The organism is Pseudoalteromonas sp. HF66 (assembly GCF_011806445.1).
Lineage (GTDB): Bacteria > Pseudomonadota > Gammaproteobacteria > Enterobacterales > Alteromonadaceae > Pseudoalteromonas > Pseudoalteromonas apostichopi.
The window spans coordinates 36,740-53,034 of the sequence record NZ_JAATOU010000009.1 but is presented as its reverse complement, the minus strand read 5'-3'; the positions used below and the strand labels follow the sequence as shown (position 1 = coordinate 53,034).

At 41.9% G+C, this 16,295-nt stretch carries 11 protein-coding genes; 8 read left to right on the top strand and 3 right to left on the bottom strand.

The features are described 5' to 3' along the window. The first annotated feature begins 30 nt into the window (after positions 1-30). The 7 genes from HCZ11_RS10705 (at position 31) to HCZ11_RS10675 (ending at position 8,959) form a co-directional block, all read left to right on the top strand. Positions 31-1,308, top strand: coding sequence for an EAL and HDOD domain-containing protein (locus HCZ11_RS10705; protein WP_130050408.1), 1,278 nt, complete (start codon positions 31-33; stop codon positions 1,306-1,308). A gap of 54 nt (positions 1,309-1,362) precedes the next feature. Then, on the top strand, positions 1,363-1,977 hold the full coding sequence (locus HCZ11_RS10700) for a paraquat-inducible protein A (RefSeq protein WP_130050409.1): 615 nt from the start codon (positions 1,363-1,365) through the stop codon (positions 1,975-1,977). 43 nt (positions 1,978-2,020) lie between these two features. Next, the gene (locus HCZ11_RS10695; RefSeq protein ID WP_130050410.1) at positions 2,021-2,383 is read left to right on the top strand and encodes a hypothetical protein; all 363 of its coding nucleotides are present in this window, start codon (positions 2,021-2,023) and stop codon (positions 2,381-2,383) included. A gap of 104 nt (positions 2,384-2,487) precedes the next feature. Next, the gene (locus HCZ11_RS10690; protein ID WP_167658400.1) at positions 2,488-3,810 is read left to right on the top strand and encodes a TolC family protein; all 1,323 of its coding nucleotides are present in this window, start codon (positions 2,488-2,490) and stop codon (positions 3,808-3,810) included. Next, the gene (locus tag HCZ11_RS10685) at positions 3,803-5,260 is read left to right on the top strand and encodes an efflux RND transporter periplasmic adaptor subunit (RefSeq protein WP_167658399.1); all 1,458 of its coding nucleotides are present in this window, start codon (positions 3,803-3,805) and stop codon (positions 5,258-5,260) included. Before HCZ11_RS10690 ends, HCZ11_RS10685 begins: the two co-directional genes overlap by 8 nt. After that, the gene (locus HCZ11_RS10680) at positions 5,257-8,361 is read left to right on the top strand and encodes an efflux RND transporter permease subunit (RefSeq protein ID WP_167658398.1); all 3,105 of its coding nucleotides are present in this window, start codon (positions 5,257-5,259) and stop codon (positions 8,359-8,361) included. The genes HCZ11_RS10685 and HCZ11_RS10680 overlap by 4 nt, the downstream gene beginning before the upstream one ends. Positions 8,362-8,503: 142 nt before the next feature. Beyond that, a complete protein-coding gene (locus HCZ11_RS10675) occupies positions 8,504-8,959 on the top strand; it encodes a hypothetical protein (protein WP_054563522.1) in 456 nt (151 codons plus the stop codon). 276 nt (positions 8,960-9,235) lie between these two features. On the opposite strand, the gene ppx is transcribed toward HCZ11_RS10675, so the two are convergent. From ppx to HCZ11_RS10660, 3 genes are all read right to left on the bottom strand, one after another. Further along, the gene (gene ppx / locus HCZ11_RS10670) at positions 9,236-10,723 is read right to left on the bottom strand and encodes an exopolyphosphatase (protein WP_167658397.1); all 1,488 of its coding nucleotides are present in this window, start codon (positions 10,721-10,723) and stop codon (positions 9,236-9,238) included. Then, a complete protein-coding gene (gene ppk1 / locus HCZ11_RS10665) occupies positions 10,716-12,797 on the bottom strand; it encodes a polyphosphate kinase 1 (protein WP_167658396.1) in 2,082 nt (693 codons plus the stop codon). The genes ppx and ppk1 overlap by 8 nt, the downstream gene beginning before the upstream one ends. A gap of 404 nt (positions 12,798-13,201) precedes the next feature. After that, positions 13,202-13,708, bottom strand: a complete 507-nt coding sequence (locus HCZ11_RS10660; RefSeq protein ID WP_130050417.1) for a glycine cleavage system protein R — start codon at positions 13,706-13,708, stop codon at positions 13,202-13,204. Positions 13,709-14,056: 348 nt separating this feature from the next. Here HCZ11_RS10660 and HCZ11_RS10655 point away from each other — a divergent pair, with 348 nt between their 5' ends. Continuing rightward, entirely contained in the window at positions 14,057-16,291 is a 2,235-nt protein-coding gene (locus tag HCZ11_RS10655; protein WP_130050418.1) for an ABC transporter permease subunit, read from the top strand. The last annotated feature ends 4 nt before the right edge of the window (positions 16,292-16,295 follow it).

Sequence of the window (16,295 nt, the reverse complement as noted above, 5' to 3'; positions counted from 1 at the left end):
GGAGATAGCCACATCCAAGTGAGAAGTAGAATGTCAGAATTAAGTATTGAAGGTAACAAAAGTCAGAGTGTGACTCAGTATATAGCACGGCAGCCAATATTTAATGCTGATAGAAGTTTGTATGCATACGAATTACTGTACAGAGAATCGAGCGACAATGTTTTTCCGGTAGGCACGAGTGATGGTCAAGCGACAGGGCGGCTGTTTTTTAATGCGTTGATGCTGATGGGGCTCGAAAAGCTAACGGGGTTTCAACCCGCGTTTATCAACCTATCAACCGACGCTATTTTGGATGACTTTCCAAAGCTGTTGCAACCACGCAGTGCGGTTATCGAAATCGTTGAACGAGCGACGAGTATTCCTAAAGTAGTGAACCGCGTTAAGCAGTTAAAGCAAGAAGGCTACTTGTTCGCTTTAGATGATTACGATGGCACTGATAAATGGCAAGATATCTTACCTTTGATGGATTTTATTAAGCTTGAAGTAACGCAGCCGATTATCAAAACCAACATGATGATCAAAAAACTAAAACGCAGCTTCCCTGATACCACTATCATAGTTGAACGTATTGAAAATTATGAAGACTTTGAGCAGTTAAAAACCGCTGGTTGTGATCTGTTCCAAGGGTACTTTTTTGCCAAACCAGAACTTTTAAGTTTTGGAAATGTTGAACCATCAAAAGTTGCCGTACTTGAATTACTCAATTGCACTGCACAAACTGATTTAAATTTTGATGCTATTCAACAACGTGTTGCTAAAGATTTAGGGCTTACCGCACGCATTTTAAAGTTAGTTAATGCGCGAGCTAGCAGCACCCAACAAACTATTCGTTCGATCTCGCAAGCGGTTATTTATCTTGGTGAAGATGCGATTAGGCAATTTGTGCGTGTATTAGCACTTAGCGAATTAGGTAATGATAAACCGCAGGAGCTGACAAAACTTGGTTTAACAAGGGCAAAATTTATCTCTTTGATGCTTGAGCCAGGTGGGAAAGAGCTTGCTGAGCAAGGGTATTTGGTTGGGCTACTTTCTGTGCTTGATGCTATTTTAGATATGGAACTTGATACCATAGCAAAAGAGTTTTCGCTTGGTAGTGAGCTCTCTAGCGCTCTTTTAAACTTTAATGGGATGCAAGGTGCAAGCTTACAACTCACGAAAGCGGTAGAGGAAGAGCAATGGGAAACGGCTCATGAGTTGCTAATGATGATTCGTCCTGCCTCAAAAATGGATGTAGTTTTTCAAGCCATGTACGATGCTCGTGCATATGCAGATGACGTTTTCGTAAGCTTATCTTCGGTTACAGACTAAAAGTGCAGAGTTCGCTATGATGCGGGCTCTGTGTATCAAAAAGGTTTGTAAATAATGCGTTTAGCTTTACAGGTAGTGACCATCTTAGTTGCTTTGGCGTTACTTATACCAGGAGTAACCCAGCCGGTACTTACCCTTGAAGGAAAAATCGATAAATCTAAGCTTGCTAAAACAGGTATTGAAATGATTGCCGATGAAGGCGACCGGAATACCCGTAGTGTACTAATGATGGCATCAAGCATGTTGGGGCTTGATAGGCTTGAAGGTGAAATTGATGCCTATAAAAAAACACGCAGCATTTGGGGTACCGTGAATGAGCTTGCTAATAACAAAAACTACCTTGTCGCCGCGCTTGTTGCCGTGTTCTCCATAGTGATCCCCACTTTAAAATTGCTGATGCAATTGTTTTATTGTTTCTTACCTATGAATAAAATTAAACATTTACTCGGTCAACTCATACAAGGACTAAGTAAATGGAGCATGGTCGATGTGTTTGTGATTGCATTGATCGTGTCTTATTTAGCTGGCAACGCCGATGGGCAAATGGGCGAACTTATAAAAATGCATGCCGAACTGGGGGATGGATTTTGGTATTTTACTGGTTACTGCCTGTTTGCTATTGCTGCCAGCAATAGTATTAAAATAGATAAACCCTTGTCGAGCGCGTAAATTTCGGGCTACAATTTGGGCAATTAATTTTTAAGGTATGATGATGACGCGACTTTCAAGCTACTTATTGATAGCTATGATGCTGCTCACTTTTGTGGGTCAGTCAGTTGCGTCTGTTGCTATGGTATGTGATATGCCACATGGCAGCATGCAAATGGATCATCATGCTAATATGAATGCTGACAGCGACATGAGCGACATGAGTGATATGGATTGTTGCCATGAAGATGCAATGGATAACAGCGATTGCGCGTGTCCGTTTAATGCCTGTACAGCTCACTCACTCCTTCCGTTAAATGATTTAGTTGTTAAATCAATTAAGCAATCCGAAAAAGTCACAGTGTTAGGCGCCAGCCAGCTTAGTTTCCACGCAAGTTCTTTATATCGTCCACCTATTACTGCTTAAGCAGGATAGGTCTGTCTAAAATTCAGTAAAACGCTGAAATACACCTCATTCTGCACCCGAAATCTATTGTTTTTTAACCATTTTTAAGATTTTTGGAGCATGTGATGACTCACAGCAAATTGATTAAGGCGCTTTTTCTAGGCGTAGTATTGATAACCTCAAGTTTAGTGAAAGCAGAGCCGTTGGCACTCAATCAGGTGATTGATTATGCACTGACTCACGAGCCTTGGTTGCAGGCGAATAAATACCAGCAGCAGGCGATAGAAGCGCAAAGTATTGCTGCAGGCACTTTACCAGACCCAGTATTAACTGTCGGACTAATGAATTTACCAACCGATGGCTTTGCCTTTGATCAAGAAGGTATGACGCAATTTAAAGTGGGCTTGTCGCAGCAGTTTAGTCGAGGTGATAGCCTTGCCTTGCAGCAGCAGGCATTAAGGCAATCAGCTGAGCAATATCCTTGGCTTAGAGCAGATCGTCAAGCCCAGGTTAAAGCCATTGTTAGCGAAGCCTGGCTAAATGCCTATCGCGCGCAAAAAAGCATTCAATTAATCAACCAAGATAAAGCTTTATTCAATCAATTAATTGATATTACTGAGGCAAGTTACGCAAATACACTTGGTGCGACTCGCCAGCAGGATATTATTCGCGCTCAACTAGAGCTCACTCGTCTTGAAGATAAGCTAGTGATGTTAGAGCAGCAGTTTGATAGTGCCAAAAAGCGACTAGCTCAATGGCTACCGATTGACATGTTAAACGGTGCTGTAAGCGATGAAAATATAAAGGTGGCCGCATTAATGCCTTATCAAGAGCTTGCTCCATCAGGGGTGATAGAAGTGTTGATGGCTCATCCCGCAATTATTGCTATTGAGCATGCTTTGCGTGCTAAGAATACACAAGTGCAAGTGGCAGAAGAAGCGTATAAGCCTCAATTTGGAATGAACCTAGGCTATGGCTATCGTGAAGACACGCCTATGGGGGACTCGCGCGCTGACTTACTCTCAATAGGGGTTAGTGTTGATTTACCTCTCTTTACAGATAACCGTCAGGACCAACAAGTTAATGCTGCGATAGCTAGTGCAGAGGCGGTAAAAACTAACAAACTTATTACCCTACAAAAACTACAAGGTCAGTATTTTAAAGAGTTAAGCCAGTTAAGCCGGCTAGCCCAGCGCAAAGCGCTGTATCAGCAAAAGCTATTACCGCAAATGGCAGAGCAAGCTGAGGCGACATTAAATGCTTACACTAACGATGCTGGTGACTTTTCAGAAGTGATGCGTGCACGCATCAGCGAACTTAATGCGAAAATTGATGCGTTAAATATCGAAGTAGATAAACAAATAACCCTCGCTCGCCTTAACTATTACGCGGCGGCAAAGGATAGCCAAATAAATGCGGCACAAAGCCAAGGAGTTACCTATGAATAACACAGTCAAATTAGTTGTCGCTTTGGCGGTAGGTGCTGCATTGGCAACGGCTGTAAACAAACTTGCTGAGCCAGATCATGCAACTATGCCTAGCGCTGAAAAAAAACCGCTATATTGGGTGGCACCTATGGATAGCAACTACCGTCGTGATGAGCCAGGTTTATCGCCGATGGGTATGGAATTGGTGCCTGTTTATGAGGAACAAAGCAGCGCTGAAGACAGCCCAGGTACTGTGAGAATCTCACCAGCCGTAGTGAATAACTTAGGGGTAAGAACAGCGCCAGTGCGTTTTAAATCATTACAAAGCACAGTTGATACGGTTGGCTATGTGCAATATGACCAAGACCAATTAGTGCATATTCATCCTCGTGTCGAAGGCTGGATCGAAACTTTATATGTAAAGGCTGCGGGTGACCAAGTTAAGCAAGGCGAGCCTCTTTATACCTTGTATTCTCCACAGTTAGTGAATGCACAGGAAGAGCTACTGCTTGCCCTCAAACGTAACAATGCAGTACTTATTCGTGCGGCTAAAGCGCGCTTAGCCTCATTAAATGTTTCTGGCGATTTTATTGCGCGATTAGAGCAAAGCCAAAAGGTTAGGCAAAACATAACCTTTTATGCCAAGCAAAGTGGCGTATTGGATGAGCTAAATATCCGCGAGGGTTTTTATGTGAAGCCGGGCACCACCATGATGAGTATCGCTCACCTAGAAGAAGTGTGGGTTGAGGCAGAAGTTTTTGAGCGTCAAGCTGGCCTTATTCATAAAGGCTTGCCAGTTACCATGAGCTTAGATTATTTACCGGGTAAACGTTGGCAAGGGAAGGTCGATTACATCTATCCAACCCTTGATGAGAAAAACCGTACTCTTCGTGTACGCCTTCGCTTTGCTAACCAAGATGGCCTACTAAAACCGAATATGTTTGCTGAAGTGAGTATTATTACTAAGCCGACTGAGCCGCAATTAGTCATCGCAAAAGAAGCGGTGATCCGCACTGGTAGCCAAGACCGTGTCGTGATTGATTTAGGCGAAGGCCGCTTTAAGTCAGTCGCTGTGACGTTAGGCCGCAGTGATAATCATGACGTCGAGATTTTATCAGGCTTACTGAAAGACGATAAGGTGGTTATTTCAGCGCAGTTCTTAATCGACTCAGAATCAAGCAAAAGCTCTGACTTTATGCGTATGCAAGAACCAGATAGTGACAGCGCAATGGTGAATGGCGTGATCAACAGCATTGACCGTGAAGCCAGAACTGCTGTAATCAGTCGTGAAGCCATCCCCAAGTGGGGCCGAGAGGCCGCAACCATGGAATTTCACTTTTCGCCGCGCATTGATATGTCTAGTTTGCAAAGCGATGATGAAGTGCATTTTACTTTTAAGTTAGTGGACGGTGAGTTTATGATTTTTGACATCATGACCATGAGCCATCCTATGCAAGGAGAAATGCAATGATAGCAGCCGTGATCCGTTGGTCAGTCGGGAATCGCTTCTTTGTATTACTGCTGTCTTTAATGTTGGCAGGTTTTGGGGTTTTTTCTTTAAAGAATACCCCAGTTGATGCCTTACCTGACTTATCTGATATACAGGTTATTGTAAAAACCTCTTACCCAGGACAAGCGCCGCAGGTAGTGCAAGACCAAGTGACGTTTCCGATCACTACGGCAATGTTGTCGGTGCCGGGGGCTGAAACGGTCAGGGGTTTTTCGTTCTTTGGTGACTCTTACGTGTACGTTATTTTTAACGAAGATACCGACCTTTATTGGGCTCGTAGTCGAGTACAAGAGTATTTGAGTCAAGTAAGTGCTCGCTTACCCGATTCAGCTAGGCCAGAACTTGGCCCAGACGCAACAGGTGTGGGTTGGATTTACCTTTATGCGCTGGTGGATAAAACTGGCAAACACGATATTAGCCAGCTACGAAGTCTGCAAGATTGGTTTTTAAAGTTTGAACTGCAAACTGTGCCAGGTGTATCAGAAGTGGCTTCTGTTGGTGGTATGGTTAAGCAGTATCAGGTTAATGTCGACCCCGACAAATTACGAGCATATGGTATTCCACTGAGTTTAATTCAAACAGCGATTAAACAAGGTAACCAAGAGCGCGGTGCCTCAGTGGTCGAAATGGCTGAAGCCGAATACATGGTATCAAGCACAGGTTATATTAAAGGTGTTGCCGATTTAGAAGCCATCCCACTTGGTACCAATGCCAATGGTACACCACTGCAATTACGCGATGTGGCCGATATTAAACTTGGGCCGCAAATGCGCCGTGGGATTGCCGAACTTAACGGCGAGGGCGAAGTGACAGGTGGTGTGGTGGTGATGCGCTTTGGAGAAAACGCTGAAGCGACCATCAAATTAGTAAAGGAAAAGCTAGAGTCGCTCAAAAAAGGCCTGCCAGAGGGCGTTGAAATCATCCCTGTGTACGACCGTTCAAACCTTATTACACAGGCACTTGATAACTTAAGTTCAAAACTAATTGAAGAATTAATTGTCGTGGCCTTAGTGTGTGTGGTGTTTTTATTCCATATACGTTCATCGATAGTTGCCATTATCACGCTGCCAATGGGGATTTTAACGGCTTTTGTGGTTATGTATTGGCAAGGTATAAATGCCAACATCATGTCGCTTGGCGGGATAGCGATTGCGATTGGTGCAATGACAGATGGCGCTATCGTGATGATAGAAAATATGCATAAACATATGGAGAAAACTCCACTGACCGACGAAAACCGCTGGCAAGTAGTGATGGACTCAGCCGCAGAAGTGGGGCCCGCGTTATTCTTTAGTTTATTAATTATCACAGTCAGTTTTATGCCAGTGTTTATTTTAGAAGCACAAGAAGGGCGTATGTTCTCGCCGCTGGCTTACACAAAAACCTATGCAATGGCGGCCTCGGCTGGTCTAGCGATTACACTGGTGCCGGTATTAATGGGCTACTTTATTCGCGGTAAGGTTATTTCGGAGCAGAAAAACCCTGTAAACCGCTTATTGGTGGCAGCGTATAAACCCTTGTTAAATGCGGTGTTAAAAGCGCCGAAAACAACACTGGTACTGGCTTTAGTTTTGGCAGTTATCGGCTTTTACCCGGTTAATAAAATTGGTAGTGAGTTTATTCCTCCTCTTGATGAGGGGGACTTGATGTATATGCCAACTACTTATCCTGGTATTTCAATTGGTAAGGCCCGTGAAATTTTACAACAGACCGACAAATTAATTGCCAGTGTGCCAGAGGTTGAGTCGGTATTTGGTAAAGTTGGTCGTGCAGATACTGCGACAGATCCAGCGCCGCTAACCATGATCGAAACCTTTATTCAGTTAAAGCCAAAGTCACAGTGGCGCGAGGGTATGACAACCGAGAAACTTAAAAAAGAGCTCGATAATCTGGTTAAGTTCCCAGGGCTCACCAATGCGTGGGTTATGCCAATCAAAACGCGAATCGACATGCTTGCCACTGGTATTAAAACGCCTGTGGGGATCAAAGTTGCAGGGCCAAAGCTGAGTGAAATTCAAAAAATCGGTGAGCAAATTGAAGTCATCTTAAAAGATTTACCGGGCACAGCTTCGGTTTACTCAGAGCGCGTTGCCGGTGGTCGCTACATCAAAGTCGATATCAACCGTGAAAAAGCAGCACGGTACGGTTTGAACATTGCTGATGTGCAACAGGTCGTTGCCACCGCTATCGGTGGTATGAATGTGACCGAAACGGTTGAAGGGCAAGAGCGTTACCCTGTTAACTTGCGTTACCCGCAAGATTATCGTGACTCGCCAGAAGAGCTTAAGTTGTTACCCATTGTGACGCCAAATGGACAACGTATTGCATTGGCTGACGTTGCTCATGTTTTTATTGAAGATGGTCCGCCGGGTATTAAAAGTGAAAATGCACGTATCAATGGCTGGAGCTTAATTGATATTGAAGGCAGTGATATCGGCAGTTATGTTGAGTATGCGCAACAAGCACTGCATGAGCAACTCGAGCTACCTGCTGGTTACTCAATTACATGGGCGGGGCAATATGAATATATGGAGCGCGCAAAAGCCAAACTCAGTTACGTATTGCCACTAACTTTGGCAATTATTGTGGTGCTGTTATATCTCAATTTTAGAAGTTTTATTGAGGTGGCAATGATCATGCTGACCTTACCACTTGCGATGATAGGCGGTATTTGGTTGATGTACCTTGAAGGCTTTAATTTCTCGGTCGCTGTTGGGGTTGGCTTTATTGCCCTAGCAGGGGTTGCCGTAGAAATCGGCGTGATCATGCTGGTTTATCTCAATCAAGCGTATCAAGATGCCAAAGCGCAATCAGCACAGTTTACGGTTACAGAGCTGCGCCAAGCAATTATCAATGGTGCAGGCCTTCGGGTTAGGCCTGTGATGATGACAGTTGCCACTATTATCATAGGTTTATTACCTGTGCTGTATGGTACTGGAACGGGAAGCGAGGTGATGAGCCGAATTGCAGCGCCGATGGTTGGCGGGATGCTCAGTGCCATTGTTTTAACGCTACTCGTGTTACCTGCACTTTATTTTATATGGCGTAAACGCCACCTATAAATTTTACAGTCAGTGTGTAACTTGTACGCTTTTACTTGCTTCAAGTTACACTTTTTATTTTTAAGGCGCTGATAATTAATGTTTTTTCTAATGGTGTGATTTATGCAAAGTCATATTAAATTGATTTTGATAAGGAATACACATGCAAGTTAAAACAATACAACAAGTTTATGATTGGACCGTGTTATTTCATACTCAAATGGCAGCCAATTTCCACAGCGTTAAAGATTTACTGGACGAGCATAATCAAATGCTGGTGGATTATTATCTGCAATATGAGAAGAAACTAGCAGAAGATCTCGTTGGCTTTAAAGCAATTACTGAGATAAACACGCTAGATACGTATTGCTATGAGTATTTTGCTGAAAACCCTGAGCTAATTACCTTCAACGATATCAGCACAGATCAGCAAATTGATGAAAAGGCGATTCAGGTTTACTTAACCACGCAACACCAAAAAGTAATCGACTTATACGAGTACTTGGTATCGCGCGCTGATACAGAGCAAAGCAAAGAAAAGCTTGAGCGATTGCTAGAGCTTGAGCATCAAGGCCTTAAGCAAATGATGCAAAGCTCAAACCGCCATATGGATATGTAGTATACCCAAACCACCTCAAGATGCAGAATTCAGCGTTTCACAGGTGCTTAATATCAAGGCGTTACTTTGCAAGAATGGCAGTCCCTTTTAAGAAGTAACAACGATGAGAGTAAGTACCTGTGAAGCGCCCAACGGGTTGGTTTAAAAGCGATTTATACTGCGTTATTGATCTTAACAATAGAACCACTATTTCTTGCAATCAATGCCTTGCCTAAATCGCTTTTAATTCCAACTGAAACTTACATCTTGAGGTGGTTTGGGTATATATTAATCAGCTTAATGAAAATCGAGTAAGAAGCCGACCTTCTTAAGGTATTTTTGCTCTTGCTGTAAGTCAGCTAAAAGCAAGGTATGTTCTTTGAGCCACTTATTGTGAAACTTTAGGAACATACTATTTTGCTTGGCTGTTATCTCAAGCTTAAAACCTTGATCGGTAATACGCTTTTGATTCAACAGTACCGCTAAGCGCAAAATCACAATAAGTTGTAATATTTCATAATGCTGCATTGTATGCAGTGCCGGAAACTCTTCTAAACGGATCTTTTTCCGATAAAAGCGGATCATGCAACTGAGCAAGGTTTGCTGTTGCTGCGTAAACCCTGGTAATTGGCTATTCGCAACGATGTACGCACTATGCTTATGTATTCCTGATGAATTTACCCCTAAGCCAATTTCATGCAGCTGCGCGGCCCAATCCAGTAAGTTGATATAGTCCGGATCAGTAAATTGCCATGCACCTTTTACTTGTTCAAACAGCCATTTTGCAGTTTTAGATACGCGGTTAGCATGCTCTTTATCTATGGCGTTACGTTCAGACAGGTTCTCTATGGTATTAGTGCGAATATCTTTATGGGCGAGCTTTTGCTGCATTTCATGAAGTAAACCTTCACGAAGAGAAAAGTCGCTGTATTGCATTGCTTCTATTTTAAATAGCTTAAATACTGCAATCAATATCGCTAAACCACCACAAATACTGACTTGTCGCTCAGCTGTGAGACCTTCAATTTGTAGCGCCTGAATTTGTTTAGCAGCAATAAACTGGGTTTTTAATTCTAGTAATCTCTCAAGCGTGATTAACTGTTGCTCGGCATCATTGGCGTTAATCATGGCAAGGATTGATTTAATTGTGCCAGATGTCCCTACTACAGATTGCCAGCCAGCCGATAAGTAGTTGGCAAAGATCACTTCGAGTTCTTGTTCTGCGCGAACCTCTGCTTTATCAAAGCGCTTAGCTGTAATTTGCCCATCAGCGAAAAACTGCTTGGTATAGCTGACACATCCCATGTTTCGACTAGCTAGTAGCTTGTGTTTAAAATGTTTGCCAATTATGAGCTCAGTACTGCCACCACCAATATCAATAACTAAGCGATTTTCATCATGATGAATGTAATGGGCGACACCTTGATAAATTAAGCGCGCCTCTTCTTGCCCTGAGATCACTTCAATCGGGTAGTTAAATACCCTACTTGCTTGGGTTAAGAACGAATGAATATTTTTAGCGCGGCGTAATGTGTACGTCGCGGCAACTTTGACATTCTCGATGGGAAAGTCCTGTAAGGTGGTCGCAAATTGTTTAAGGATGGCTAGAGCACGTTCAATAGCTTCTTGGCTTAAGTGATTTTTATCATCCAAACCGTCAGCTAAGTAAACGCGCTGCTTTTCTTTGTGTAAGATCTGCAAAGAGCCATCGACCTCTCTTGCCACCACTAAATGAAAACTGTTTGAGCCTAAATCAACGGCAGCTATTGAGGGATAATCATTCATTATTATAGTTACTTTCCCATTTTTTAAGGTGGTCATAAATGGCAATTTGTGAGCGAATTTTCTTACGATTACCACGGCGCACATAGCTATTTTTTTGCTCACTATCGATTATGCGTGCTTTTGTTCTATCTTTAAACTGTAGTTCAAGAATATCAATGATAAGCTGTTTTAATTTTTTATCATAAATCGGAGTGGCCACTTCAACACGATGATCTAGGTTACGGGTCATCCAGTCAGCTGATGAAATATATACTTTTTCATCACCATTATTATGAAACACCATAACCCGCGGATGCTCTAAAAAGCGGTCAACAATACTAATGATACGAATGTTATCATTTGCGACAGAGGGTACTAACGAACACATACCACGCACTATAATACGAATTTTTACGCCACGTCTTGCGGCAAAATAAAGGTGATCAACCAGCTCTTTATCGACAAGGTTGTTTATTTTTAAAGTAATTCGCCCAGCCTTACCGTGCTCTACATTGCTAATTTCTGCATCTATCAGTGAGATGATAGTTTGCCTTGCATTGACTGGCGAGATCATCAAATGATCAAACTGAAATGGCTTATAACTACTTTCAATGAATTTAAAAACGCTATCGCATTCTTCGCTAATACTTTCATGCTTAGTGAATAAGCTAAAGTCAGTGTATATTTTGGCTGTTTTTTCGTGAAAGTTACCTGTGCCAATGTGTGCGTACTTCACTATGTTGTTTTTTTCTTTACGGTGAATGACACATAACTTGCTGTGTACTTTAAGTGCTGGGATACCAAAGATCACTTTAACACCAGCATTACTGAGTGTTTTTGCCCATTCGATATTATTTTGTTCATCAAAGCGCGCTTTAAGCTCGACCATGACAGTTACATGTTTGCCATTTTTGGCGGCATTAATGAGCGTAGAAACTAGACGAGACTGACTAGCAACGCGATAAATATTGACCTTAATTTGTGTCACATCCGGATCAAAGGCTGCTTGGCGTACAAACTCAAGTAAATGGTTAAAAGTGTGATATGGGTAATACAGCAAAATATCTTGCTCTGAGATGGCATCAAACACACTCGAGTGATTATTAAAGGCCGTGCTTTGTAACGCTGGTAGTGGTTTGTTTTCTAAGTACTGGCGGCCAACATTCGGAAACGCAATAAAATCGCGGAAGTTACGGTAACGACCACCGGGGATCAGCGCATCATGTTGACTAATATTAAGGCGTTTTTTCATCACTTTAAGCATTTCAGCTGGCATACTTTCGTCATAAACAAGACGCACAGGTTCAGCATAAATACGTTGCTTTAGTCCTTTCGACATTTTATCGAGCAAGCCTTCTTCAAGCTCGTCATCTAAATTGTACTCGGCATCACGAGTTAGTTTAATGGCATAACATTGAATATCATCAAAGCTAAAGAAGCTGCTAAACACATCGCGAATAAAGTAGGCGATAATGTCATCAAGCATCACAATAGTTTTATGGCGGCGTGTTTTCTCTGGTGGCAAAATAACAAAGCGAGATACGCGGTCAGTTGGCACCTCCATCATGGCATAATGACTTTTTTGATTGGTCATTTCGACAAACAAATAGGTCATGGTGTCGTTTATTTGATCTGAATAGTCTTTCTTTTCAGTGAGTAAAATTGGCAGTATATGTTGTAGCACATTGTCGTGGAAAAACTTTTTCAGCCAGGTTAAATGAAATTCAGATAGTTTCTCTGGTAGCTCTACGTGAATATTGTGCTCGTTTAAATCATTCAAAATATCTTTATGAATTTGATTAAACTTTTTACCAAGCAGTAGCACTTTACTTTGGATCTGATGAAGTAGTATTTCGTCTTCTTCAAAGTTCGCATCAGGAATTTTATTAAGTAAAATTCGACGCTTTACATCGGCTACACGTACTCTGAAAAACTCATCCATGTTGTTTGAGTAAATACCTAAAAAGCGCATGCGCTCAATAATCGGGTTCGATTTATCTTTGGCTTCTTGCAGCACGCGTTCATTAAAAGACAGCCAACTAAGCTCTTTAGCAAAGTAGTTTACAGTTTGAGAAGAAGAATGTGATGCGTTCATCTGGTTTTCCAACGTTTATAGCTAGTTAGAATATAGAGGATGCAGATGACGGTTGTATTAAAATACTCAAGCTGCCTCTAGATACCGTTTCAGTTGGAATTAAAAGCGATTTAGGCAAGGCATTGAATGCAAAGAATGGTTGCTCCCTTGTTAAATTCAATAACGCAGAATAAATCGCTTTTAAACCAACCCATAGGGCGATTCTCTGGGGCTTACTCTCTGCGTTGTTACTTTTTAAAAGGGAATGCCATTCCTGCAAAGTAACGCCTTGATATTAAACCCCAGAGAAACGCTGAATTCTGTATCTAGAGGTAGTTTGAGTATTCAACATGTCGGTTTTGTGACATGTATGTCATTAATTTTAAAGCTTAGTTTAAGCTCGGATGTCCCTATAGACTTGTTTGTTATGCGTCCTCAATATCAACAATTAGGTCTGTGGTAATAGACTCAAGTGCAGTGATTACTTCGTCTTTGTTCATGCCTATTGGTAAAGCAACGGTGGCAACAGCACTAAAAATAGGTACCCCCCAGTTAGGTGCACTTTGTTGTTTTGAATTTAGATGAGTGATATTCGCACCTTTATGGCGAATAACGCTGGCTAACTCTTGCACAATGCCTGGTCTGTCATTTCCTGTGATAACAAAATTAATCTGTTCAGACTTTTCTTCAGGTAGTATTTCGGCACCGCGTTCAATTCTAATTTCTAAATACGGCAGGCTATGTAGTGCATCTTGCAGCTCTTGCAGATGTTCTTCGGGGACTGCGGCTTCAATAATTCCTGCAAAGTGGCCTGCAAGATGGCTCAAGTTACTGCTTAACCAATTACCATGGTGGTTTAAAATCGTAGCTGAGAGGTCTTCAACCAGGCCGGGTTTATCTGGTCCTAAAATAGTAATTACTAACTGCTTCATACTTATATCTCTATAAAAATGCCTCTGAAAAATGCGAAAAAAGGAAGGAGGCGTTGGTTTAAAAATGATTCTTATTGTCGAAAAAATAAGTCTTATTGAGTATTGATGTAGTTTTATTGTTTGTCCAATTTTTTCCATATAGTTATAAAAAATTAGTTATAACAATTTGTTAGCTTGTGAATTTGGTCGTTATAAATACGCAGAACAATGTCGCAATTTGGTCATTTGTTAACGTTAAAATACGTTCCTTAAATACATGCTTTATTACACTGAATTATGACGTTTGTAACATTACTGTCATCTTGGTGAAATATAATGCGCGCAACGTTAAGTTTTAAGGGTGTTTTGATGACTTCCAATCCGAATAAACCTACCTTTCATACGGATAGAAGCCGTCTATTTAAAGACAGGTTTGCCAAGTGGGGTATTTCCGCAGGTGGCGTAATGGTGCTAGTAGCACTACTACTCATATTCTTTTACCTTCTTTATGTTGTTCAACCTATTTTTGAGTCAGCAAAAGTAGAGACACGTAACAGTGTAAAACTACAAAATGCGTCAGAAGTTGTTGGTCTTGGCATTGAAGAGCAAACAGAAGTTGCCTTTTTACTTGGTGAAAAAGGTAATGTTGACTTTTACAGTGTTGAAAAAGAGCAGTTTGGTAAAAAGATCACCACTCTTAATACAGAATTACCTAGCGATGTAAGCAGCTTTGCAAGCTCTGCACCGTTCCAAGGTCAATACGCATATGGCCTTGAAAATGGTTCTGTTGTTGTGGTTGCACCAAAATTCTTAGTGACATTCCCTAACAACCAACGTCAATTAACACCACGTTTAGATTACCCGCTGGGTGATTTGGCGCTTGAGGTCGATGACCAAGGTGCGGCAATCACTAAATTTGCATTTAGCCACTATGAAGATAAAACAGCGGTTGTTGCTTTAACGGCTGATAGGCGCGTTTTGTTTAGCAGCTTTGTGGGTGAAGAAAACATGTTCACTGGCGAAGTTGAGTGGGTTGTTGAACGAACTGAGCTTGATATTGAAGGTCGTGTTGATGAGCTATTAATCTCACCTGATACAACACGTACATTCGTGCGTTCAGCAAATCAAATTTACGTATACGATACGCGTTACCCTTCAGAGGTTGAGCAAATCCAACTGCTTGCTGCGAACGAAGAAAACGCGAACCTAGTTTCAACTCAACTATTAGCTGGTGCAAACTCACTGATGCTTGCCAACGATAATGGTGAAGTATCTCAGTGGTTTGAAGTAAACACTGAAGATGGCCGTGAGTTCCAAAAGATTCGTGCATTTGAAACCAGCAAGCAATCTAAACTAAACATTTTTACAGAATTCTACCGACGTACTTTCTTCACAACAGGTGCTAACGGTGAGCTAGGTATTTATTACACAACTAGCGATGCCAAACTGTGGCAAGGTAAAGTAAGTGAAGGTCCAATTCAAAACTTTGCAATTGCACCACGTTCTAATGCGGCATTGATTCTTGCAGATGACGCGTTGAAAGTAATTGAAATTCATAATGAGCATCCAGAAGTCACTTGGTCTGCACTATGGCAAGAAGTATGGTACGAAGGTTATCCAGAGCCGGGTTATATCTGGCAGTCAACGTCGGCAAGTGATGACTTTGAATCTAAGTTCTCATTAGTGCCAATTTCATTCGGTACGATTAAAGCTGCAATGTACGCGATGTTATTTGCGGTACCCATTGCACTTTCAGCGGCAATTTACACGGCGTACTTTATGTCGAGTGAACTACGTAAAGTAGTTAAACCGACTGTAGAAATCATGGAAGCATTACCAACGGTAATTCTAGGCTTCTTAGCAGGTCTTTGGTTAGCACCATTAATTGAAGAACATTTACCAGCGATTGTCGGATTATTAGTGTTGCTGCCAATTGGTATCTTATTAACCGCATTTGGCTGGAACAAATTACCGGCGTCTATCCGTCACCGTGTTCCTGAAGGTTCTCACTCAATATTACTGATTCCAGTGGTTATCTTTATTGGTTGGCTATCGTTTGCGATGAGTAACTCAATTGAGTTATGGATGTTTGACGGTAATGTGCGTCAGTACTTAACCAATGAATTAGGTATGACATTCGACCAACGTAACTCGTTAGTTGTTGGTATTGCTATGGGCTTTGCTGTAATCCCAACTATTTTCTCAATTGCTGAAGATGCGGTATTCAGTGTTCCAAAGCACTTATCAAACGGTTCATTAGCACTAGGTGCAACGCAATGGCAAACATTGGTTCGCGTAGTACTACTAACAGCAAGCCCAGGTATTTTCTCAGCAGTGATGATGGGTCTAGGCCGCGCTGTAGGCGAAACAATGATTGTTCTAATGGCAACAGGTAATACACCTATTATGGACTGGAGTATTTTCCAGGGTATGAGAACACTTGCTGCGAATATCGCAGTAGAGATGCCAGAATCTGAGGTAGGCAGCTCGCATTATCGCATCCTATTCTTAGCAGCATTTGTATTATTCATATTCACATTCGTTTTCAACACAGTGGCTGAGTTTGTTCGTCAGCAACTGCGCGAAAAATACAGTTCAATGTAGGTGG

Bases quoted from the DNA above. Each gene is read 5' to 3' on its own strand.
- HCZ11_RS10705 (WP_130050408.1), top strand. From the start codon at position 31: ATGTCAGAATTAAGTATTGAAGGTAACAAAAGTCAGAGTGTGACTCAG.
- HCZ11_RS10700 (WP_130050409.1), top strand. From the start codon at position 1,363: ATGCGTTTAGCTTTACAGGTAGTGACCATCTTAGTTGCTTTGGCGTTA.
- HCZ11_RS10695 (WP_130050410.1), top strand. From the start codon at position 2,021: ATGACGCGACTTTCAAGCTACTTATTGATAGCTATGATGCTGCTCACT.
- HCZ11_RS10690 (WP_167658400.1), top strand. From the start codon at position 2,488: ATGACTCACAGCAAATTGATTAAGGCGCTTTTTCTAGGCGTAGTATTG.
- HCZ11_RS10685 (WP_167658399.1), top strand. From the start codon at position 3,803: ATGAATAACACAGTCAAATTAGTTGTCGCTTTGGCGGTAGGTGCTGCA.
- HCZ11_RS10680 (WP_167658398.1), top strand. From the start codon at position 5,257: ATGATAGCAGCCGTGATCCGTTGGTCAGTCGGGAATCGCTTCTTTGTA.
- HCZ11_RS10675 (WP_054563522.1), top strand. From the start codon at position 8,504: ATGCAAGTTAAAACAATACAACAAGTTTATGATTGGACCGTGTTATTT.
- ppx (WP_167658397.1), bottom strand. From the start codon at position 10,723: ATGAATGATTATCCCTCAATAGCTGCCGTTGATTTAGGCTCAAACAGT.
- ppk1 (WP_167658396.1), bottom strand. From the start codon at position 12,797: ATGAACGCATCACATTCTTCTTCTCAAACTGTAAACTACTTTGCTAAA.
- HCZ11_RS10660 (WP_130050417.1), bottom strand. From the start codon at position 13,708: ATGAAGCAGTTAGTAATTACTATTTTAGGACCAGATAAACCCGGCCTG.
- HCZ11_RS10655 (WP_130050418.1), top strand. From the start codon at position 14,057: ATGACTTCCAATCCGAATAAACCTACCTTTCATACGGATAGAAGCCGT.